Source organism: Protofrankia sp. Cas4 (assembly GCF_963555915.1).
In the GTDB taxonomy this organism is placed as follows: Bacteria; Actinomycetota; Actinomycetes; order Frankiales; family Frankiaceae; genus Protofrankia.
Genome location: NZ_CAUVXL010000110.1, coordinates 23,995 through 46,117 on the forward strand (window position 1 = coordinate 23,995; position 22,123 = coordinate 46,117).

17 protein-coding genes are annotated in these 22,123 nt (G+C 68.8%); 2 read left to right on the plus strand and 15 right to left on the minus strand.

Annotated features, from left to right (window positions below):
- Positions 1 to 48: 48 nt before the first annotated feature.
- The 6 genes from U9979_RS10175 to U9979_RS10200 form a co-directional block, all read right to left on the minus strand.
- Positions 49 to 2,826, minus strand: coding sequence for a TIGR03986 family CRISPR-associated RAMP protein (locus tag U9979_RS10175; RefSeq protein WP_322779174.1), 2,778 nt, complete (start codon positions 2,824 to 2,826; stop codon positions 49 to 51).
- Positions 2,819 to 3,385 carry a CRISPR-associated protein Csx19 gene (gene csx19, locus U9979_RS10180; protein WP_322779175.1) on the minus strand — a complete coding sequence of 189 codons (567 nt, stop codon included), beginning with the start codon at positions 3,383 to 3,385 and terminating at the stop codon, positions 2,819 to 2,821. Before csx19 ends, U9979_RS10175 begins: the two co-directional genes overlap by 8 nt.
- On the minus strand, positions 3,382 to 5,067 hold the full coding sequence (locus tag U9979_RS10185) for an RAMP superfamily CRISPR-associated protein (RefSeq protein ID WP_322779176.1): 1,686 nt from the start codon (positions 5,065 to 5,067) through the stop codon (positions 3,382 to 3,384). The genes csx19 and U9979_RS10185 overlap by 4 nt, the downstream gene beginning before the upstream one ends.
- Entirely contained in the window at positions 5,067 to 7,778 is a 2,712-nt protein-coding gene (locus U9979_RS10190) for an RAMP superfamily CRISPR-associated protein (protein WP_322779177.1), read from the minus strand. The genes U9979_RS10185 and U9979_RS10190 overlap by 1 nt, the downstream gene beginning before the upstream one ends.
- The gene (locus U9979_RS10195; RefSeq protein WP_322779178.1) at positions 7,775 to 9,526 is read right to left on the minus strand and encodes a Cas10/Cmr2 second palm domain-containing protein; all 1,752 of its coding nucleotides are present in this window, start codon (positions 9,524 to 9,526) and stop codon (positions 7,775 to 7,777) included. Before U9979_RS10195 ends, U9979_RS10190 begins: the two co-directional genes overlap by 4 nt.
- Before the next feature lie 217 nt (positions 9,527 to 9,743).
- Positions 9,744 to 10,406, minus strand: coding sequence for a Uma2 family endonuclease (locus U9979_RS10200; protein ID WP_322779179.1), 663 nt, complete (start codon positions 10,404 to 10,406; stop codon positions 9,744 to 9,746).
- Positions 10,407 to 10,595: 189 nt separating this feature from the next.
- On the opposite strand from U9979_RS10200, the gene U9979_RS10205 reads away from it, so the two are divergent.
- A complete protein-coding gene (locus U9979_RS10205) occupies positions 10,596 to 11,462 on the plus strand; it encodes a DedA family protein (RefSeq protein WP_322779180.1) in 867 nt (288 codons plus the stop codon).
- A gap of 9 nt (positions 11,463 to 11,471) precedes the next feature.
- Here U9979_RS10205 and U9979_RS10210 read toward each other — a convergent pair whose 3' ends face one another.
- The 9 genes from U9979_RS10210 to rfbB all read right to left on the minus strand — a co-directional run bounded on the left by U9979_RS10210 (position 11,472) and on the right by rfbB (position 20,932).
- Positions 11,472 to 11,912: a GAF domain-containing protein gene (locus U9979_RS10210; RefSeq protein ID WP_322779181.1), complete on the minus strand. Its 441-nt coding sequence runs from the start codon at positions 11,910 to 11,912 to the stop codon at positions 11,472 to 11,474.
- Positions 11,913 to 11,933: 21 nt separating this feature from the next.
- The gene (locus U9979_RS10215) at positions 11,934 to 13,382 is read right to left on the minus strand and encodes an alkaline phosphatase family protein (RefSeq protein WP_322779182.1); all 1,449 of its coding nucleotides are present in this window, start codon (positions 13,380 to 13,382) and stop codon (positions 11,934 to 11,936) included.
- Positions 13,379 to 14,623 carry a metabolite traffic protein EboE gene (gene eboE / locus U9979_RS10220; protein WP_322779183.1) on the minus strand — a complete coding sequence of 415 codons (1,245 nt, stop codon included), beginning with the start codon at positions 14,621 to 14,623 and terminating at the stop codon, positions 13,379 to 13,381. The genes U9979_RS10215 and eboE overlap by 4 nt, the downstream gene beginning before the upstream one ends.
- Before the next feature lie 116 nt (positions 14,624 to 14,739).
- Positions 14,740 to 15,642: a TatD family hydrolase gene (locus tag U9979_RS10225; RefSeq protein ID WP_322779184.1), complete on the minus strand. Its 903-nt coding sequence runs from the start codon at positions 15,640 to 15,642 to the stop codon at positions 14,740 to 14,742.
- 72 nt (positions 15,643 to 15,714) lie between these two features.
- Complete coding sequence (locus U9979_RS10230; protein WP_322779185.1) at positions 15,715 to 16,413, minus strand: EboA domain-containing protein; 699 nt, start codon at positions 16,411 to 16,413, stop codon at positions 15,715 to 15,717.
- Entirely contained in the window at positions 16,410 to 17,309 is a 900-nt protein-coding gene (locus U9979_RS10235; protein WP_322779186.1) for a sugar phosphate isomerase/epimerase family protein, read from the minus strand. Before U9979_RS10235 ends, U9979_RS10230 begins: the two co-directional genes overlap by 4 nt.
- Positions 17,306 to 18,184 (minus strand): SCO3242 family prenyltransferase, encoded by an 879-nt coding sequence (locus U9979_RS10240; protein ID WP_322779187.1) that lies wholly within the window; start codon positions 18,182 to 18,184, stop codon positions 17,306 to 17,308. The genes U9979_RS10235 and U9979_RS10240 overlap by 4 nt, the downstream gene beginning before the upstream one ends.
- Positions 18,181 to 19,350, minus strand: a complete 1,170-nt coding sequence (locus tag U9979_RS10245; RefSeq protein ID WP_322779188.1) for an inositol-3-phosphate synthase — start codon at positions 19,348 to 19,350, stop codon at positions 18,181 to 18,183. The genes U9979_RS10240 and U9979_RS10245 overlap by 4 nt, the downstream gene beginning before the upstream one ends.
- A gap of 580 nt (positions 19,351 to 19,930) precedes the next feature.
- Positions 19,931 to 20,932 (minus strand): dTDP-glucose 4,6-dehydratase, encoded by a 1,002-nt coding sequence (gene rfbB, locus U9979_RS10250; RefSeq protein ID WP_322749205.1) that lies wholly within the window; start codon positions 20,930 to 20,932, stop codon positions 19,931 to 19,933.
- 328 nt (positions 20,933 to 21,260) lie between these two features.
- Between rfbB and U9979_RS10255 the strand changes: the two genes are divergently transcribed.
- On the plus strand, positions 21,261 to 22,123 hold an 863-nt coding region (locus U9979_RS10255), incomplete at its 3' end, for an ATP-binding cassette domain-containing protein (RefSeq protein ID WP_322779189.1).

The following is a 22,123-nucleotide window of genomic DNA, read 5'->3' on the forward strand; positions in this document are numbered from 1 at the left end:
GCCGCTCGTCCCTTCGGGGATCAAGGCCGTCGTTTGGGGTGGCGTTGGTCATCGTGGTGGGCCTGTACGGTCGGGGGCCGGGTATACGACGAGCGGGTCGCCGTCTGTGGGCGGGAGGCTTTCGGCCCGCACGAAGCTGTTGGAGCGTTCCTGCTCGTTCTGGACGAACCAGGCGTAGGCCTGACCGCGCGGGTCGGGTGGGACGGGAACCGATCTGTCCATGGCGGCGGGCCGGACCCGCGGATAGTGCACCGGGGTGGACGCATCGCCGAGCGCCGCTGTGAGGAACGCGGCGAGGTGCGGGCGTCCGGGCCACACGTCGGACGCCTTCTCGAACACGGCGATGAGCGTGTCGACGTCTGCAGCGGCACCAGGGAGCTGATCGCCGAACGAGGCGTAGTAGTCGGCGATGGTGGCGCCTGTACGCAGTTCGGTCGTCTCGGTGTCGAGGCCCAGCCGGACGCTGCCGAAGCCGAGCGGCTTACCCAGCCCGAACCGATGATAATGCTCCGCCGGTAGCCGTAGCAGCCACAACAGGGCGCCGAGCTCCACCTCGGTCAGGTTGATCACGTCCAGGGTGAATCGAAATGTGACGCCCGGCTTGACCCAGCCACGCACCGATCGGTTCTGGTTGTCACGCTGTTCGTCGCGGCCGGTGGCAAACGCGCGGTTGTCGACGGTGAGCTCCTTGTCCGGGCTCTCTTTCGCCGGGCGTCTGTACTCCTGGTAGCGCCCTTTGTCCAACTTCTGGGTTCGGTCTTCGGTCGGGTTCTGCCAGTAGTCGTCAGCCAATCCGGCATGGTGTGGGTACACCTTGCGCCCACGCAAAGAACGGCCGGGGACGTACCAGTCCCGTCTCGGGGTGCGTGGCGGTAGCGGCATCGGATACTGCGACGTGCCTGCCGCCGCGTAGAAACGGCCCTGCTGGGGTTTTGGCTGGCCGAGGATCGCCAGCGGAAGACCGTCCGCGCCGAAATCCGCAACCGCGTGGCCAACGGCATCGCGGTCTGCGTCCAGCGTGACCGGTCCCACCCGTAGCTGTCCCCGGTATGCACCGTGGCCGTCCGGATTCACCCAGCCGAAGACCCGGTCCGCGGGCGACAGCTCGTCGCGGGTCGACGCCGGGCGGAGCGACGGGTGGAGAAGATCCTTGGGCGATGCGGAAAAGAGCTCCCGGGCGATCATCACCGGGTACAGGGCGTCGAGGTTCCCCCGCGAATCGAGGAGGGCGTAGCACAGGTCGCCGGGGCGGAGCTTCTCCGCTCCCTCCTCGTACAGGTGGCGACTCCATGCCGTCTTTCCCGGTTCCCGGCCGAGCCATTTCTGCGGTGGGGCGAACTTCTCTCTGCCACCCCGGGGCGGTTTCGGCGTTTCGCCGCGCCGGTCGGTGCTCACGTTCGGCCGCTCCCAGATATCAGCCTGCCGGTGAGCGTTGCGGTAGTCATTGACGAGCGCCGTCCACGCCTTCTTCGTCGTGTCCGTCAGCTTCAGGGTATGCGAATCGCCGAAGAAGACCCGTTCGTCATGTTTGCGGCTGAAATTGCGGTTGTTCACACAGACCCAGCCCGCCGCCTCCCGGGTGTCGGGCAGTGGCTCGTGCACGGTGAACCGGTCACGCCACACCGGGTCGGCGACCTTCATCTCAGCCGGGAACGGCTCGCCGGCCCGAGCGATCGCCACCACCTGCCAGTAGCGGAAGTCGGCGGCGTGGTCCTGCCGGCGCTTGTCCCAGCGGTAGTGCTGGATCAGCCGCAGCCGGACCCTGACCTCGTCCCGGTGCTCCGGCGCCAACTGGTCGCCGTACAGCACAGGCCGCCGGGATCCGGACCCGTACCGCGGTAGCCAGGCCGCGTACATCACGGCTTGCGGGGACGACCGCTGGCCAAGCGGCGCGGTACCAGTCAGCAGATCGACCGTGGCGGCATCTCGGCCCACGCGTGCCGGTACCAGCGCGAGACCTGCGCTCGCGGGCGGACGGTATCCCAACGGTTCGTCATGGCCGGTGAAGACACCGAGTCGGGAGTTGGTCGCCGCCTCGTAGGCCGCTCGCAACATCCCCTTGACCGCCGTCGACGGGATGTGTGGCCTGCCGTCGCGCAGCAGCACAGAGTAGGTCGTGTGCCCCCGGTCATCGGGCTTCGCCTGCGCAGTGTCCAGCAGCAGCAGCGGTGTGACGGCCGTCAGCGTCACACCGATCCGTCCGCTCCAGCGGTCCTGTTCCCACACGTCGTGGCCAGCGGGTGGGGCGTCCCCGAGCGGTCCCGCACCGTCGCGTGCCAGCGCCGGCACGAACGTGTAGGGGTTCCGGAACAGGTCCACGGCGTTGACCGCCGGCCGGGCGGACCCCTGAGCGGACGGCGGGCCGGTCGGGCGGGTCCAGCCGGGGCGCTGCCCGTCTGCATGCCGGCTCCCTGGCCTGCGCGGGGGAATGCTGTGCTGACCGACGCCCGCTTCATTCGATGCGCGGGTGGCAGGCTCTTGCGACGGGGTCCGCCGGCCGGTGTCGGAGGACGCGGCGGGCAGGGTCGATTGCGTGGAGGGGGGACGGCTCGGCAGCGGGGTGCCTGCCCGGCGGACACCCCTGACCTGGCCCTTCACCCATTCGTAGTCGACGCTGAGCCCGTCGAGTTCGGCGGGGGCAAGCGCACCCAGGTCGTCGACCAGGGCCTTGCCCGGTTGCGGGATCTTGCGTCGATTCGATCCGTCGACGACCACCAGCCGGCCGCCGTCGGCTCCCGAGGGCTGCCAGTGCAGACGTCCGCTGCGGGTGTGGGTGCCGCCGGCGGCGGCGCTGCTGCTGTGATCAGAGCTGAGAGCCTCACTCATCGACCTGCCCCTCCTCGATGGCGATCAGCCGTTCGTCGAGCACATAGGAGTTGCCGTGCTCGGGTTCCACCGCGATGTATTCGCGTGCCCGCAGTCGCAGCCTGCGTCCTCGCGGCGGCACCGCCGGTACCCGCAGGGTGCCGATCCGTGCCGACGACAGCGAGACCCAGCCTGCCGGCTCGTCTCCGTCGACCACCTCACCCCACAGCAGGTAGTGCAGATCCGCGGTCTGCAGGTCCGTCCACAGGTTGCCGCCGGTCACCTGCTCGCCGAGCAGCACGCCCTGGCCGCTGTCGCCGCGCCGTACCCACCGCAGTTCCACTTCCCGGGTGAAGGCACGCGCCTCATAGACCCGGCCGAGGTCTACCTCACCCCCCGGCATACCGCCGTCTGGCGTGCTACACCTACCGTCATCGCTAATGGTGGCGACGGTGTAAGCTTCGGGTGACGAAAGTAGTGCGATGCCACCCGCCAGTTCCGCTACCTGGGTGAGCATTGGGGGCAGCGGTCCGCGCAGCGACCGCGACCCGAGTCGTTCTACTCCGCGTACTCCGCTCATGCCGCAGCCTGTTCCTTCCACAGTGCTTCCCACGCGTCCCGCAGTCGCCTGCCAGTTGGTGACGCAAGGTAGTCACCAAGCTCCGATGTGCCGTCCGGCGTGTCGATGATCACGCTGGCGGTGATGTCGCCGAAACCGCGGGTGGTGCCCTGGCCGATCGGCAGCCGACGGTCGCGCAGATCGCGTAACACGAGCATCAGCAACGCCAGGGACGGGTGCGCCTCATCGCCCCACGGTGCGATGTCGACGGTCAGCTCGATCGGTTCCCACTGGACGTTCCACGGTTCCAGAACGGTGAACAGCAGCTTGTCGGCCGCGCCGCCGGTCCACCGGTCGATGGCGACGTGGTCCGCCTGATCGAACCCGTGCGCTGACAGCCACTGCCGGTAGCTCTGGCCGTCCTGCTCGGGTTTGCCGCTGTCCGCCAGCATCGCGCCGAGGTCGGCTTCCGTGGCGATCTTCCGCCAAACGTCGGCCGCCAGCGGTTGCGCCGAGCGACAGTCCGCGACGGCGACCGCGCCCACCCCGTAGGCGAACTGTCTGCCGGGTGCACCTACCGGTCCGCCCGGGATGGCGGATCGCTCATCCTGGGCGTCGGGAAGCTTTTCGATACCGTCCGCCGGGTCGATGGGAATTCCCAGGACCGAATGGTGGACGTCGGACGGCGTGGCGGGCGGCGCCGCGCCGAACAGCACCTTCGCCAGGTGCAGCTGATCGAGTTGCGCGCGGAACGCCGTCGCGTCGGCTATCGCGTCGCCGACGGGCCGCGGCGCCCGGCGATTCTCCAGCGTGCGCAGGATCCGCTCCGCGTGGCTGCGCAGCGCCCCTTTCACACTTGATCCGGGCAGTACCAGGCGTACCGTGTCGGCGCCGTCCGCACCCGTCAGCGGCAGGGTGTCGACGGCGACACCGTCGCGATCGGCGCGCACCATCACCGCAGCGTCCGGTGCCCAGTCGATGGTGACGGCCAGGCGGTGGCGCAGGTCAAGGTCGGGTTCGCCACGCAGTTCGTCCAGGCCCGGTCTACCCGGCTCGCCGCGCAGCAGCGCGATCAGGCCGGTGGCGTTGCTGAGGTCGTGTTCTTCGAGCTCGACCCCGGGTGCCAGCCGGATGCGACCGAGTCCACGGGTCGTGGCGGCGCCGAGGAGCATATCGCCACGACTGAGGGCGTCCAGCAGCGCCGCCAGGCGGGCGCGGTCGCGGAGCCAGCCGACGTCGGCCGGGTCAGTTGCGCCGGACTCGACGTCGAGTTCGAACCGGATGAACGCCCCGACCGGGATGACTGCCCGGGAGAACAGGATGCCGTAGGCGGCGGCACCGGTGTACCGGTCGATCCCGACCGAGGTACGGGCGTCCAGCCGGGTCACCGGGAAGGGCGCTTCGTCGTTCGGTTCGGCGCAGACGAGGCCGTCGCGGACGAACACCCGGCTCGCCCGGCCATCGGTGTTGTCGGTGAATCCCCACAGCTCACCGAGGGCGTTCGCGTCGGTGCGGCGGCCCGTCATCCAGTGGCGGTACACCCCGGCAAGACTCGTACCGGGCACGTACAGCCGGGACTTGCCGTCGAACGCGACCGGCAGGTCCACGTCCGGGTCGTGTCCGAGCCCGCCGACGTGCAGCGGCGAGCACACCTCAAGCCAGCCGCGGACCCGCAGCCGGTGGCGCAAAGGTCGTCCGGCCATCACTTCGCCTCCCGGTTCCGGCGGTGCGCGGTCAGGCAGGTCAGGACCAACGTCTGCACCGCCTCCTGCCACAGCTCCGTCCGCAGGTTCGCGGCGATTGTCGCGGCGTGCGGCGCTTCATGGGTCTGACCGCCGGCCGTCGGCCCCGCGGGGCCGACCCAGCCCAGGGCCTCCCACACCTGGCCCGGTCTGGTGAGGAGGGCCTTCAGCTGCCTGCCGACGCCGTCTGGCCATGATCGCCGGCGGGACGGGTCGACGAGCCTGTCGACGAGCGATTCGGTGGCCGCGCGGTCAGCCAGCCGGGGCAGGATGTCGCGGAGCTGGGCGAGCTGCGACGGCGGGACCTTGTCGACGCCGTCGCCGAATACCCGGCGTAGGCCGTCGGGGTCGGATGCGACCTTGACGGCACGCCTCGCGATTTCTGCTCGCCAGGCCTCCGTGCGCAGCGCCGCGATGAGCGCGATGTCGTCGGCCGACAGGTCGTCGGTGCCCGCGGTTCCGATGTTCCTGGTACGGGTGTCCGACCTGCCCGGGACGCTGACGGGCATGGTCGTACCCGGTGCGGCACCGGTCGCGGCCTCGTGGGGTTCCATCCGTGCCGCCAGGGCTTTCTCGGTGGACTCCTGCGTATCGGCGAAGCGTGTGATGACCTCGGGTCCGTCCTCGACACCCCCCGAGGGCCCCGGGACGGCGGCGATGCACAGCTGACCGAGCCCTTCGCCGCGCCGTTCCCCGAGACCCCCGGTCTCCAGCTCGGCGACCAGCGTCGGATCCAGCCGCGGAGTGGTACCGTCACTGCTGTCACCCGCCGTGATGTCGTAGGTCACAATGCTGCCGGCGGCCAGGCCGAGCAGAGTCGGACGCGGCCGACACCAGCGGGTGTGCCACGACTCGGTGCGTGTCACCGCGAACGTATGGCTCCGGCGACCGTCCGCCGAGCCGACGTGCTTCAGCGCCGTGGCGGGCAGGCGCAGCTCCCGGGTGAGCGCTTCTCGCAGCAACTCCGGATCGCTGGACGCGCGCAGCCGTTCGTCCAGCAAGATCATGTCGCTGACCAGCCAGACGACGATGCGGCGGGCGTCGACGAGCCGTGCCCGCGGCGCAGGCGGTGATACTGGCGCCGCGCTGACCGTTGCCCGGCCGTAGTCGTCCTTGCGGGAGCGTCCCAGCACCCATGAACCCGACAGGTCCTCGGCCCATCCGGCGGGCAGCAGGCCCGCACGTACCCGTATCTCAGCGACCAGTGGTCGCTTGGTCGCCAGCGCACGGTAGGTGTACACGCCGCCGCCCTCGTCGGTCGTCGGCCGTTGCATCGTGTCGTTCACGCTGTTGTGTGTGTGGACCGACAGTGTCGGTTTGACCTGCCGCAGCGGTCGGGTGGTGGCGACGTACCCGTCGATCTTGCGGGTCTCCAGCGTGCGCGCGTCGGTGTTGGCGCGGTTGATGATCCGACCCGGTTCGGTCTTCACCGCACCGAACGTGCGTGGCACGGGCAGTCCGCGTTCGCCTGCGACGTCCACGGTCGCGTCTGTCACCACCAGGTGGCCGGCGAGGAGCGCGGCCTGGCCTGCCGGTCCGAGGCGTCGCAGCGCGCCGGGCAGCAGGGTGGACCCGGGGATGTGGTCGCGGCCCATCACCTGGTTGCCGAGCTGACGCCCGCCGGCCAGCAGCGGGTCGTCCAAGGTGATCCTCAGTCGCGCAATCTCCCAGCCGGGCACCGGAGTCGGGTGCGGCCACGGGGTTGGCGTGGGTGTGGGTGTGGCTGCGGGGGGCGCGGCATCGACGGCTGGTGGCCGCGGGGGAGAGGCGGTTTCCAACCAGTCCCACCACGGTGTCGGATCGATGATCGACGGGAGTTCCAGTGTGCACCGTCCGTTACCGCGGCGGCGCTTTCCACCGATCTGCTCGACGAGCCTGCTGCCGGCAAGCAACAGCGCCGTGACGCAGCGCCGGGCGTTTTCGTCCAGCGGTGCCGCGGACGCCAGGCCGCCCGGCGAGGCGGTGCCGGTGAGCTCGAACGTGCCGTGCAGGACTGACCCGACCCGGGCCTGCTCGGAGAACCGCAACATCCCGGGCGTGGCGCGACCGGTGTCCCGGTCGACGCGTACACCCGGTTTGACGAAGGTGACGGCTTCACGGACGAACGGGTCGCCGGCCAGTGCTGCGCGCACGCCATCGCAGTAGCGGGCCGCCCGAATCGACACCGCCGCGGCCACCGGCGGCGCCGTGCTGGCGGGCGGGGAGGGCGCCTTCCCATCCGCTGCTCCGGCGGCATCCCGTCCCGTGCCTCGGGTCGTTGTCGGGCTACCGGAAAGAGCCGGCTGGCTACCGAAGGCGAACCTCACCCAGCCCTGCCATGGTCCGTCGCCGTCGCCGTCGCCGTCGCCGTCGCCGTCGCCGTCGCCGTCGCCGTCCAACGTGCGGGCCACGATTTCGCAGGCGTCACGCCACACGCCGGTGACGGTCTTAGCCGGCAGGTACGGCAGGCCGTCGAGGTCACGGTTGACCAGTTGGTCGACGTCGCCGGGGCGTCCGGTTCCCGTGCCCGGATGCCAATCGGAGGTCAACACGAGCCGGTAGGACAGGGGAGTACCGGTGGGAAGCGGTGCAGGACCCGACATCTGCGGCGGCTGCGTCGATATCGACGAGGAGACCGCCGGCTGTTCCTGCGCCGCGGCCGGTGCGGGAGGAGCGGTCTCGTGCGCGGTCACCGGCTTGCCGCCGTCTCGTCGCGGTCACCGATGAACTCCTCGGCGTCCATCGCATCGAGCAGACCGGTGATGTGGACACCGCCTTCCTCCCAGAACAGCGACCAGCGTTCACTGTTGGCGGCCAGCGCAGACAAGCCGCTGCGGCTGTAGCGGTTGCGCAGCAGTTGGAAGCGACCGTCGGCGGTGTCGCGGCCGAGGTACAGCCCGGCACGCAGGGTGTGGGTCTGGCTGCGTGGGAGAGCGCGTCCGCGGTCGCTGTCGCCGTCGGTGGGATCGACGGTCCCCCGCAGCGCGGTGACCCGGGCCAGCAGGTCCGACCACCGGCGACCGTCCGCCCATCCGGCATTGTCATTCCCGGTGATGATGTATGGCTGGGCAACGAGCCGGTCACCCCCGGGCAACGTTGTGCGTGCCCGCAGATCGTCCAGTGCGGTCGCGGCGCTGTCGTACAGGACGTGAAAGGACAGCGCGCTTGCGCCGGTAGCCTTGGCTTTCACGCACTTGGCCTCGTCCGTGAGCTCGTCGGCGAGCTGATACGCCGAGGAGAACGGGTAGTGTTGCTTGACGACGGCGACGCCGGCCGCCGCCGTGAGCTGTTTTTCCTTAGGGTGCAACAAAGCTGCTGTCCGGTTTTCGAATGCCTGCAGGAAGGCGGCCGTGAAGGGTAACGCCGCATTTCCGTCGCACACGACCGTGAGGTCGTCTCCGCCGAGAATGAGCGGCAGGACCGGGAAGAAGCTTCCGGATGCGCCCGGTCTCCTGACTTTTTTTATCCCTGGATAGAACCGGAGCTCGTCGAGCGCCGCACGGAACGCCTCATGTGCCGCGCGGTCGATGCGTTCGGAGTAGGCGGCGAGGAGGTCGACGTACCCACGGCAGCCTTGGACAGCCTGCCGGGTGGTGAGATTCCTGAGCACCGCACCGAGGCCGTTGACGTCGGCGTGGACGACCGCCACCCATTCGGCGTGGCGCTCCAGGTAGTCGGCTACCGCCTCGATCCCCTCCCGAGCCTCATCCTCATCAATATCGATGCGGGGCTCGGACCCGGTGTCCTCGTCGGCGACCGCCGCCGCTTTCTCCCAGGGGGCAGGGCGTCTACAGCCGTTGGGATCGGTCCATCCGACCGTCACCCTTGCCAGTCGGTCGTATCCGTCGTGCGCCGCCTCCAACTTGGCCGCGGACGGGTGCGACCGTGGCACCAGCCGAGCGTTCGCCGCGCCGGCGCGCCGGGGCGATCGGCTACCGGACGTCTCGTCGTACAGGTAGGCGGCGGGCAGGCCGCTGGAGGTGCACTGGTCGACGATGGGCAGCCGCGGAAATCGCGACTGCGGACCGGCCCTTCGTGTACGTACCTCAGGAAGCGTCGCATATGCAGTTGTGATGGCGTCCATCACCGGATCGGGGTCTTCGTCGTCCCACTGGAAGCGAATGACGACACCGCACACGTCGAGCCCCGATGCCACCTCGATGGCTTTCCGGGTCACCCGGGTGACCAGCTCCTGTGCCCGTTCGCGGTCTGTCAACAGGACCTTGACATCGCCGGAGGTGGCGGTGACCAGTTCGGCGGTGTGTGCCGGGACCCGTGACCGTCTCGTCCATCCGGTGACAAGGGCTTTCAGCGCTTCTTCCGTCCAGGCGGCGAGACTCGCGATGAGGTGGGACGCGCCGACGTTCTCCCGTCGCTTGTTGGTGTCGAAAATGAAGTTCTGGTTGCCAGACGTTTCAAGCAGCACGAGATAGCAGTCCACGCCTACATCCCCTCCCCCTCAGGCCTGACGCGGCACCGTGGACGGCACACTACGCGTCGGCGCAGGCCGGTCACCATGCCGCCCCACGCACTCCTGACGGACATCGGCGCGGTCACCATGCCGCATTGGCGTCCGATGGTTCGAATGTTGTGGATGGCTGGAGGTAGCTCGTCTCGGCGTGCGGCGCCGTCCTCGACCACGGCGACCGTGGCGAGAGTCAGGTCAGCAGGTCGGCGGGGCGGAAGGCGACGGGGAAGGGCTCGGCGAGTTCGCACGGTTCGTCGCCGCGGATGGTGGCGACGACGTCGTAGCAACCATTGCCGCCGAGCAGGTGGACGGTCACCGACGGGACCTTCGGATCGACGATCCAGTAGGAGCGGATACCGGCGTTCTGGTAGGCGACGCGCTTCTCCTCCGTGTCGTAGCGCCGGCCGTACCTGGACAGCACCTCGACGGCCAAGAGCGGCAGGCGCGTCTCCCTGTCGGGCAGGACGAGAACGTCGGGTTGAAACCTCTTCTTCAGCGACACGGGCACGTCGAACGGTGCGACCAGGGTCCGTTTCAGGCCCTGTTCGGCGGCGAGGAGGATGGCGCCGAGCCGGATCACGACTCGTTGGTGGTCGTAGCCGGGGGCCGGGCTCACGACGACGACGCCGTCGAGGAGTTCCCAGCGCCGCCAGTCGTCAGGCGCCTGGTCGAGGTGGTCGGTGGTGTAGCCGCCGGGGTCGACGGCATGGAGGTAGGCCAGACCTTCGTCGAAGTCGACCCGGCCGACCGGCAGCGGCCACTCGACGAGGCCGGTGATGTCCAGCGGCCGACCGAGCGGCCTGTCCTGCGGCTCCTGCGCCACCGGGTCACGGTTCACCGCCACAGCTGTCATGGTGCCACTCCTCCTCGGATTCGGACGGCACATTTGCTGTGAAGCATACGTCGATGAGTGACTGATTTACGACGATGAGCGAAGAATCGTCCGTCGGCTCGCAGCAGCCTCGGTGGCAGTGCGCTCGGATCACGGGATTCCCGGGCGCGTCATGCCTGGTCGATCGACCATAGTGGGGTGGGTGACACCGTGGCTCCGCTCGCGACCGCCACGGTGGGCAGTACGGGCAGTACGGGAACCGGGGAAAGCCCGGAAAGTGCGGCATGTGTCGTGATGGCCGCGGAGCCAGCTGACCCGGCACGCGCGTCCGGGCGCCGGTGGTGGGCCCGGATACGGCCGGTGGACGCCATGTGCGTCGGCGGCCTGGTCGCCCAGACGGTATGGGCGTCGGCCAGCGTGCTGCTGATCCCACAGCTGATCGGCACCGACCCGGTCCTGCTCGAGCTCCTCGGTGCCACCTCGCCGGCCATGGTCGCCGCCGGCGCATTCGCCCGGGCCGGCAAGGCCGGTCTCGTCGCTGCCCTCACAGCGCCGACGCTCGGCTGGGTGCCGCTGGACGCGTTCGGCTGGTGGGCGGGCCGTCGGTACGGGCGCTCGGCGGTCGATCTCATCACCCGTGGGCATCCCAGGAGCGTCGAGTTCGCCGACCGTGTCGACCGGCTGACGGGGCGTTGGGGATTCGGTGCGCTGGTGCTCGCACCATGGTTGCCCGTCCCGAACCAGCTGATCTACGCGGCCACCGGATGGCACGGGATGTCGCTGCTCCGGTTCGTGATCGGCGATGCCATTGGCACGTTCCTGCGCACCGCGGCCGTCGTCGGTCTGGGCTACGCGCTCGGCGACGACGCGGTTGATCTCGCTACCGCCATCTCCCACGACACCGTGCTCAGCTTCGTCGCTCTGGGCGTCCTACTGATCGCCTGGACGGCCTTTCGTCATCGCCGGCGCCTTCGTGGCCTTGGTGTGCGCTCGCGCTGGTGGCTGGCGGGAGGGGCACGGCGCGTCCGGATGCAGGCCCCCCCGACGGTCCGGGACCAGCCTCCGGATGGCTCCTGACGGGCGCCGTCAGGTGGGCAGATCAGCCGAGCCGGCCAGCAGAGTGATCATCTCCTGCGTCGGGATCTCCCGTTCGGTGCCGAAGGCGATACCCACGATCGCGTGAACCCGCCCTGCCGAATCGGTAACCGGCAGGGCCACCGCGGCGTTCGCGTTCACCTCCCGGGCACCGGGTCGTACATCGCCCGAGTCGTCGGTCTGCAGGTTACAGGTCTGTACAGCTTCTCCCCGGGCCAGCGCCAGGCCTGCCATACCTTTGCCCCGGGGAACGACCGCGGTAATCTCCTGAATCCGCGGCGGGATATTGTGAGCGGCGACCAGCACGAGATCGTCCCCATTGCGGAAATGTACCGAACCGGCGATCCCACCGTGCGCGCGCAGGAAATCAACCAGCCATCTACCTACGTCCCTTCCCTCGCCGTCTGTGTTCGCGTCAGAATTCGCTGACATGCCCGGTCCCGCCGTATGTGGTCACTGTGGTGTCCCGCCGTATGTCGTTACTGTGCCGTGCCGCGAAGTCGGGTTGGGTTCTGTCATTCCCGCCAGACGCAGCAGCAGGTCCTTCACCTCGGTGGCGCGGTAACGCTCCCGTGCGGCGCTCGGGTCGGAGCACAGCAGTACCGGCCCGTTGCGCGGGTCGTCGGGCAGTCGGCCGTGACTTCCCCGGATCATGGACGGGACGAGCGGAATCACCGCCATGGTGTAGCGCAGGCCGACCGCCTTGCGGGCGAGCGCGAGGGCGATGCGCGCCTTGGCCCACGGGTCGGCGGGATTGAGGAACAGTTCGGCGGGATCGTAGCCGGGCTTGCGGTGGATCTCGACGCAGCGGGCGAAGTCAGGGGCACAGTCGTCGTCGAGCCAGTAGTAGTAGGTGAACCAGTGGTCGGGTTCGGCGATCGCCACCAGCTCGCCCGCGCGTTCGTGGTCGATACCGAACGTCGCCTGGGCGCCGCGGTCAAGAACGGCGTCCACCCCGGGCAGCATGGCAATCATGGCTTGCACGCGCGCCACGTCGGCGGGATCCGCCACGTAGACGTGGGCGACCTGGTGGTCGGCTACGGCGAACGCCTTCGACGTCCACGGGTCGAGGTACTCCATGCCGGCCTGGACGTATACGCGTAACAGACCCTCGCGGCGGAGCATCCGGTTGATGTCGATCGTCCCGTGCACATCGGTGATCCCGTATTCGCTGAGTGCGACGACGGTGGTGCCCGCGGCGCGGGCCTGTGTCAGCAGTGGCGCCAGCGCCGTGTCGACATCGCCGGCCGCGGTCCTGGCCTGGGCGGAGTCCGGCCCGTAGCGCTGCAGATCGTAGTCGAGGTGCGGGATGTAGACGAACGTGAGATCCGGCCGGCTGCGGTCCAGGATTCGCCCGGCTGCGTCAATGATCCACTGCGAGGAGGGTAGGCCCGCTCCCGGGCCCCAGTACTTGAACAGCGGAAAAGGACCAAAGTGATCGGTCAGTTCGTCGTGCAGTTCGGGGGGGACGGTGTAGCAGTCCGGTGATTTGCGGCCATCCATGTGATAGATGGGTCGGGGCGTGACGGTGATGTCGACGTCCGCGCCCATCGCGTACCACCAACAGATATTCGCGACCCGATAGTCGCCGTTCTGCCGGCGGGCGGCATGCCAGATTTTCTCGCCCGCGACCAGACCGTTGTGCTGGCGCCACAGCAGGACCTCGCCGAGATCCCGGAAGTACCAGCCGTTCCCGACCACACCGTGGTCCCGTGGTGGCAATCCGGTGAGCATGGATGACTGCACCGAGCAGGTGACCGCGGGAAACACCGGGTCCAGCGTGGCCGTGAAACCCTCGGCGCCGAGCGCGCGCAGATGCGGCATGTGCGGAAGAAGCGCCGGGGTCAGCCCGACGACGTCGAGGACGAGCACGGCGGTGGGGGCCGTCGGGGACGCGCTCATGATGACACCTCCACCAGCCCGTGACGGACCAGGGCTCGCCGCGTCCAGTCCAGCTCGGCGGCGATCCCGGCGGCAAGGGACTTCTCATCGGTCGGGCGGTCCCGTTCGGGTAGGACCGTCCAGGTGTAGGTCTCCACCTCAACATGGTCGGTAACCGCATGTCGCCCACCGAACACGTTGGCGAGAACATCGTCCAGGACGTCCCGGGTGCTGCCAACCGGCCCTGCCGGCGTGGCGTGTAACGGGATGTGGAAGTGGACACGCCAGGGCCCGCGGGCGGGCAGTGCGCGCTGTCCGTAGAGCGCGTCGGGTAGATCGTCGCGGGCGTGCAGGCGGCGCTCGGACCCGCTGCCCGACCCAACGTCGGACCCGCCGCCGAACCCGTTGTCCGGTCCGGGCTCGGCCAGTTCGCGAGTCTGGTGCAGGAACCGGGGCTCGACGAACCCCCCGAGGATGTCGCGGGCGCCCGGCGCGGCTGGATCAGGAGCATGCAACGCGCAGGACGCCTGGACCTTGACCACCGCCAGACCGGCCGCGGCGAGTCTGCCCAGGGCGGCCTGCGGATCCTCGAAGCCCACCGCGAGATGACAGGCGTCCAGGCAGATTCCAAGCCTGGACGTGTCGAAGGTGTCGATGCCGGCGAGGCGGCGCACGGCGTCATCGGTGCTCTCCACCACGCAGCCGGGCTCCGGCTCGAATCCGACCCGAACTGTGCGCCCGGTCCGGTGCTCCAGGTCGGCGAGTTCGTCGGCGAGCGCGGCGAGCTGGCGGGCGGCGTCATCCCGGCGGCTGTCATTCCACCAGCTCCGCCAGCCCAGGGGAAGGGTGGAGATGCTCCCGCGGGCCGCGTCGTCGGGCATCAGCCCGGTGAGCAGGCGCGCCAGCACGGTGGTGTAGACGAGCCGGTCCGGCTGGGACCAGTCCGGTGTGTAGACGCCGTGCTTGACCACCGGAGCGTGGAAGTGCCGGTAGGGAAAGCCGTTGAGGGTCACGACCTCCAGACCGCGGGCGACCAGCTCGGCTCGCAGCCGGGCCAGGTCGGCGGGGTTGGTGTCCAGCGCCGTGGCGACATCGTGGGCGAGCCACAGCCCGAGCCCGAGCCGGTCGACACCGAGCTGTTCGCGGATCGGCTCGGCGTATCTGACCAGTTGGTCCCGAACACCGGCAAGATCTTCGGCGGGATGGACGTTCGTGCAGTACGCCAGGTGGACGACGGTGCCGTCGCGGTGTCGAAAGCGCATGGTGACGGCCCCTCATCCACGCCGGGCGGACGTGACATCGCGGCACCGGGCTGACTCGCCGCACCGGGCTGACCCGTGGCACCGGGCTGACCTGCATGATCGTGCAATGGGCCGGGTCATCGGACACCGCGCAGCACCGAATTGCCGGCGAACAGGGCGTCCGCGGCCGGGGCGGGCGCGGCCGTGTCGGTGCCGTCTGCGCTGTCGGTGCCCACGGCGTCGAGGCCGTCGATTTCCAGGCGTCCGCTCTGGCCGTAGAACGTGACCGGGTTGCGCCACAGAAGAGTCTCGACGTCGTCGGCGTCGAATCCCGCGGCGAGCATCGCCTCGCCGGTGGCCCGGGTGCGCAACGGGTCACTGCGTCCCCAGTCGGCGGCCGAGTTCACCAGCATCCGTTCGGTTCCGTACTCGGTGAGGATGCGGACCATCCGGTCGGGGTCCATCTTGGTATCCGGGTAGATCGAGAAACCCATCCAGCAGCCGGTGCCGGCAACCAGACCGACCGTGACCTCATTGAGATGATCGAGTACGACCCGTTCCGGCGCGATGCCCGATGCATCGATGAGCTCAAGGCTTCGCGATGTTCCAGCTGCTTTGTCGCGGTGCGGGGTATGTACCAGCGCGGGTAGGTCGTGTTCGACAGCGAGCGTGAGCTGGGTGGCGAAGGCACGCTCCTCCTCGGAGGTCATCGAGTCGAATCCGATCTCCCCGACCGCGACCACCCGGTCCTTCACCAGGTACCGGGGAAGTAGATCAAGAACCGGCTTACAGCGGGGATCGTTGGCTTCCTTCGGGTTCAGCGCGATCGTGCAATGATGTGCGATCCCGAACTGGGCTGCTCGAAACGGCTCCCAGCCGAGCAGCCCGTCGAAGTAGTCGACAAAACTGCCGATGGACGTGCGGGGTTGCCCGAGCCAGAACGCCGGCTCCACCAGGGCACGGACTCCGGCCGCGTACATCGCCTCATAGTCGTCGGTGGTTCGACTCGTCATGTGGATGTGGGGGTCGAAAATACGCATGCGCTGCCTTCCGACGGACGACATCGATCAAAACGACATCGGTCAGGGCGAGATCGGTCAGGGCGAGATCGGTCAGGGTTGAAAGCTCTCCACCACAGCCAGCACGTCGGGCGGCACATCCCGGCCGGCGGCGATGCGTTCGTGCGCGAACGCGACCAGCATCCGCACGAGTTCCTCGTCCGCCCGCCGGGTCAGGTCCGCGACCTCGCTCAGCCGGACACCGACGAAGACACACTTGAGCACCCCCTGACGCCACGAGGCGTCGTCGAGGTGCCGGGCCGCGTACGGGCCGAGTGCCGCGGCCACCAGCGTGGCGTCGTTCGTGCGTAGGGCGTCCCGAACGATCGCGACGGTGTCCGGGCCGACGTCCAGCAGCGGCAGTGCCCGCAGCACTGCGCGGCGCTCGGCGGCGTCGCCGCGTTCGTACAACCTCGCGACTGTGCCGGCAAGTGTGTCGCCGGAGATTGGCAGCGCCGTGAGTAGCAGTACTCGGGCTGCCTCGTCGACCGTCCAGCCGTGCAGCCCCGGGCCGGGGGCCGGGCCGGTGGACGCGAGCAGCGGCCCGTGGCCGCAGTGCCGACGCACCGCCGGGAAGAGCTGGTCAATCGTGTCGGCGCTGCCGCCGACGGCGCTGACCGCGTTGACCGCGTTGGTCAACCACGCATGCCCGGCACCGGTGAGCCTGAGCGCGAGCGTCGAGGCAAGTCCGTCGACGGACAGCCCCCCGTCGCCGGTCGCCCGCTCGCCAGTTGCTCTGTCGCCAGCTGTCATGTGATGTCACCTCCCAGGCTCACCGTGGATGGATCGTTTCCGGGAGGACTTGTCCCCGGCGCACACGCCTGCCGCAGGAAGGCCAGGGAACGCCGGGCCACCAGCGGCGCGGCATGGCTGTGCCGGGGTAGCTCGACCGATACCAGCCCGCCGTAGCCGATCTTGGTCAGCGCATCCAGGACCGGGGGAAAATCGATCTCGCCCGAGCCGAACTCCAGGTGCTCGTGGACACCTCGGCGCATGTCCTCGATCTGCACGTTGACCACCCGGTCCGCCGACCCCAGGATGCACTCGGGCACAGACGCGGACTCCAGGCAACGACAGTGGCCGATGTCGAGGGTGAGGCCGAAGGCAGCAGGCGCGCCGAGGGCGTTTCGCAGGCGCTCGTAGCCGGCGAGATCCTCGATCATCATTCCCGGTTCGGGCTCGAATCCGAGCTGGACCCCTGCCTGCTCGGCCGCCGTGACCACGCTGGCACAGCCGTCAACCAGCAGCTCCCAGGCCAGGGTGCGGGGGACCCCGGCCGGCACCGTTCCACTCCAGAACGACACCGCTTCGGCGCCGAGATCCGCTCCGACACCGACCGCCCGCCGCAGCAGGTCCAGTCGCCGTTCCCGGCCGTCGGGAGATGTGAGGGTGGGGCTGTGCTTCTGCCAGGGGTCGAGCAGGTACCGGGCGCCCGTTTCGATCACGACCGCGAGATCGGCCGCGGCAAGCCGGGCACCGACACGCCGTACCTGGCGGGCGAGGTCGGCGTCGAACGGGTCGAGATGCTGATGATCAAGCGTGAGTGCGATCCCGTCGTAGCCCATGCCGGCCAGCACGGCGATGACATCGTCGATGCGGTGGTCGGCAAAGCCGTTGGTGCCGTAGCCGAAGCGCAGCGGCCCATTCATGTCGGTGACACCCGTCTGGCCAGGGTCCGGGCTACCGGGAAGAGCAGGGCCAGCGCGCCGGCCGCCCGAAGCCTGCCGCTGCATGCCGTGATCGCAGCCTGGAGTGGAACCAGCCCGAGGATTCCCGCGCCGACCGCCTGCTGGACGTGGCGCGCGCCCGGGTCGCGTACGACAGCGGCCTGAGCCGCGCCGAAGGTCCCGGCGTAGGCACCCAGCAGGCCCATGCCGGCGATCTGGTGGCGCCGGGTACCCCGACGGCGGGTGACGGCCGCGGTTGCCACGATGACCAGCGTGGTCGCGCCCAGGGTGACCTTCGGTAGCACCTTGCCGCTGCCCTGTACCTCCCGTCGACTCAGCTCGGTGACCACGTAGGTGTGGCCGGCGACGACGAGAGCTGCGGGGAGGCAACGGCGGCTTTGGTGTGGACCTGCGCCGAGCATGACGTCGAGGGCTCGGGCGGTGGCCATCGCGGCGGGACCGAGCGGGGTGGACTTGAGGGCAAGATCGTAGGCCCACACCGTGGCGGCCAGGGGAACCGCGACGATGAGCGCCGGGGGCCCACCGGCCAGGCCCGCGATACCGATCCCGGCTGCGGTCAGGCCGGTGGCCAGCGCGAAAGCGGTCCGCGGGGTCACGCGGCCCGATGGGATCGGCCGGTGTGGCCGTTCCACGGCGTCGACATCGCGGTCCGCCATGTCGTTCAGTGCCATTCCGCCCCAGTACAAGCAGATGGAGGCAGCGGCGAGACCCACGCTCGCCGGGTCCAACCGCCGGCCCACGATCGCCGCGCCGGCGATGGTATCCCCGGGGACGGTCAGTGCGGCGGGCGCTCGCACCAGCTCGACCAGGGCCGCCAGATGCGCAACCGCGGTCATCGGTGCGGTCCCAGTGACCGCGCCCAGGAGCGGAGTGCCTCGTACTGCATGACCAGCCGGTGCTCGTCGGTAGCAACCGGATCCTTGAAGAAGAACGCGAGTTGACCCTGGGGGCCGACATGCCCCGTCTCGTGGGCCCGGCCGAGGAGACGGACGAGGTCCAACACCAGTGGTGCGGCCAGCGTCGAGTCACAGCCCTGCCAGGTGAACTGGAGCGTCATCCGGACACCGAGAAAACCTTCGAACAGGATGTGGTCCCAGGCGGTTTTCCATTCGCCGAGTTCCGGTACGTTGTCGATGTGGACGATTCCCTCGACCGGATGGCCGAGAACGGATTCGAGGACACGCGACTTCGATCTGGTCTTGCTGTGCGCTCGGGCCGGTTCGGCCAGCGTGGCGCCGTCCCCGCCGCCCAGCAGGTTCGTTCCGCTCCACGAACGCACCGGTAACGCGCGGTGGGCGAACATCGGTGCGAGCGCGGACTTGACCAGGGTTTCCCCGGTTTTGCCGTCGTTACCGGCGTAGGGGACGGCGCAGGCGCGGGAAAGCTCGTCGAGGGCTGGCAGCCCAGCGCCTGCGGACGGCGTGAAGTTGATGTATGAACAGCCCGCGGTGAATGCCGCATAAGCGTAGAGCGAACTCGTCGGAACGACCGATCCAGCCGACGACATCGCCTCCCGAAGACGGCTCAGGGATGCATGGGCTGCTGATTCCGGGGGCGTCGGCTCGGTGGACGCGACATTGACGACTACCACGCGTGCCAGCCGGTGTCGTTGTCGGAACGAAACCAGATCGGCCACCAGCCCCGCAGCCACCTCGGCCTGGGTCCGCCCGGACGGAAGGTCCGTGACACCAAGCTTGATCTCTTTGTCGGCCGCAACCAGCTCGTCCTTGACATGGTCGAGGAGATGCACGGGCACGACGCCGGCCAGCGCGAGCTGCTCGGCGCGTTTCACTAATGGGACGGTGCCGATGTCATGGCCGCCGAACACCAGGTCGTCAAAGCGCGCGAGCGCCGCTGGACGGAAGTCCGAAAGCTCGGTGACGCACCCGACCGGCGAGGTCAACCCGGCACGTATAGCAGCCATGCCAACCATGGTGGTGGTGGCGACGGAACCCCGTGCGCCGATCATCCACATACCGAGGCGGGCGTTTCCAGAAGCCATAACGATCATCCTTTGCGGGATCTCGTTGAATCGTTTTCCGGCGCTGGTAGATGGGTCTCGGTTGTATTGCGTGACATGAAGAACGACTCAGGTTGTCGGGTCGTCACATCGTCGGATTCACGTGCCGGGGCAGCCGGAATTCTTAATTGTATACAACGGCATCCGCGTGATCGCCAGATGTCATCCCTGGGTGCCATGGTGAATTGAGACGCGAAAGGCTTGCTTCGGGTCGACGTTCTTGGTCGGAAAAACGTAATAACCGCCGGTGTGCACTGAATATTAGATTAAAGCAGTCGTACCAAGTGTTAAATTTGGGTTAAATCTGGATATCAAACAAATAATACAAGGGTATTCGTAAGGATGCCGAACGTGACAATGCTGCGCGCGAGCCAGCTGGCCAGCTGGCCAGCAGCGAGTAGGCGGTCAGGTCAGGCTGGCGCGGAGCGCGCCAGCCTGACCGCGAGGAGTCGACGACCGTGCCGGTGTCGGGGTGTGCCGGCTCCGCGTCAGGCGGTCTCCACGTCAGGCGGTCTCAGCGCCAGGCGGTCTCAGCGCCAGGCGGTCTCCGCGCCAGGCGGTCTCAGCGCCAGGCGGTCTCGGAGACGGGGGAGCGGCCGAGGAGCGGGCGCCACCACGACTCGTTGTCGCGGTACCAGGCCACGGTCTCCTTCATCCCGTCGGCGAAGCCGATCTCGGGTGCCCAGCCGAGCTCGGCCCGAAGCTTGGACGAGTCGAGCAGGTAACGCCGGTCGTGCGACGGCCGGTCCGGCACGATCGTCTTGAGCGACGCGGACAGGCCCAGTTCGCCGAGGATGGTGTCGGCGATGGTCTCGATGTCGGCCTCCACCCCGCTGCCGACGTGGTAGGTCTCGCCGACCCGGCCCCGTTGGAGAACCACGTCGATCGCGGCGCAGTGGTCGGCGACGTGCAGCCATTCCCGCCGGTTGCGCACGGAGGCGTACAGCGGCAGGTTTTCCCCCTGCAGCGCCCGGGTGACGAACAGCGGGATGACCTTCTCCGGGAACTGGTACGGCCCGTAGTTGTTCGAGCAGTTCGTGATGGTCACGGGCAGGTCGTAGGTCAGGCCGTACGCCCGCACCGCGTGGTCGCCGCCGGCCTTGGCCGCGTTGTACGGCGTACGGGGCAGGTAGGGGGAGTCCTCGGTGAAGGCGCCCGGGTCGTCGAGGGCCATGTCGCCGTAGACCTCACACGTCGAGATCTGGTGAAAGCGCGCCACCCCGACCGTGCGGGCGGCCTCCAGCAGCGTCTGCGTACCGATGACGTTGGTGGAGAAGAACTCACCCGGGCGAATGATCGCCAGGCTGTTGTGCGACTCGGCGGCGAAGTTGACCACGATGTCGACGTGGTGCTCACGCAGCAGCGATTCGACCAGCTCGCGGTCGCGGATGTCGCCGTGCACGAAGGTGATCGCGTCCAACACGTCGCTGAGGTTCTCTCGGCAGCCCGCGTAGGTCAGCGCGTCCAGCGCTACCAGGCGGTCGCCGGCGTGCCGCTCACGCCAGTAGCGGACGAAGTTCGATCCGATGAACCCGGCGGCTCCGGTCACCAGCAGCGTCGACATGGTGTGAACGTCCCCCTTGGAATGAAAGTCGAGATCGGCGGCCGCGGCAGCCGACTGGAGCGCACGGGGCACGCGCCACCTGGAATCCGGCGCAGCCCTGCGCCACCCTCTCATGACCCGGTGACGCCGATCACCGGGGCACACCGACGCGGGCGCGGGTATCCGTACTCTGTGAGTATGGGCTCGGTGGTGACGTTCGCAGCGTCCAGGTCCGTCGCCCTGAAAGTTCCCGGCGTTGACGTTCACGGCTTCGTGAGGGGCCGTGACGCGGGCCGTGTTGTCCTGCTGCCGCGTTTGCTGACGTCTTCCCGGAAGGCCACGTGCACCTATGATCATCGCGTCCGATCTGGAGCTGCGGGCCGGCGCCCGCACACTCATCGAGGCGGTGTCGTTCCGCATCCAGCCGGGTGACCGGATCGGGCTGGTCGGACGCAACGGCGCGGGCAAGACCACCCTGCTCAAGACGCTGGCTCGCGAGACGCTGCCGTTCGCCGGAAAGATCGACGTCCGTGGTGACCTCGGTTACCTCCCGCAGGATCCGCGGGCTGGTGACCCGGCCGACACCGCTCGTGATCGCGTGCTGTCCGCCCGCGGCCTCGACGTGCTTGTGCGGGAGATGGAGAAGCTCCAGCTGGAAATGGCGGAGCTGGTCGACGATGCCGCACGGGACGTGGCGATCCGCCGCTACGGTCGCCTGGAGGAGCGTTTCGGCACCCTCGGCGGGTACGCGGCCGAGGCCGAGGCAGCCCGGATCTGCTCCGCGCTGGGCCTTGCGGACAGGGTGCTCGGCCAGCAGCTTGAGACGCTGTCCGGTGGCCAGCGCCGCCGGGTCGAGTTGGCCCGCATCCTGTTCGCCGGCGCCGGTGACAGCGACGCGACCCTGCTGCTCGACGAGCCCACCAACCACCTCGACGCCGACTCGATCGCCTGGCTACGCGAGTTCCTGCGCTCCCACGACAGCGGGCTGGTTGTGGTCAGCCACGACGTCGACCTGCTCGACCGCTGCGTCAACAAGGTCTTCTACCTCGACGCCACCCGCGCGGCCCTCGACGTCTACAACGTCAACTGGAAGACCTACCTGGCCCAACGGGATCTCGACGAACGCCGCCGCCGCCGGGAGCGGGCCAACGCCGAGAAGAAGATCGACGCGTTGAAGGCCCAGGCCGACAAGATGCGCGCGAAGGCCACCAA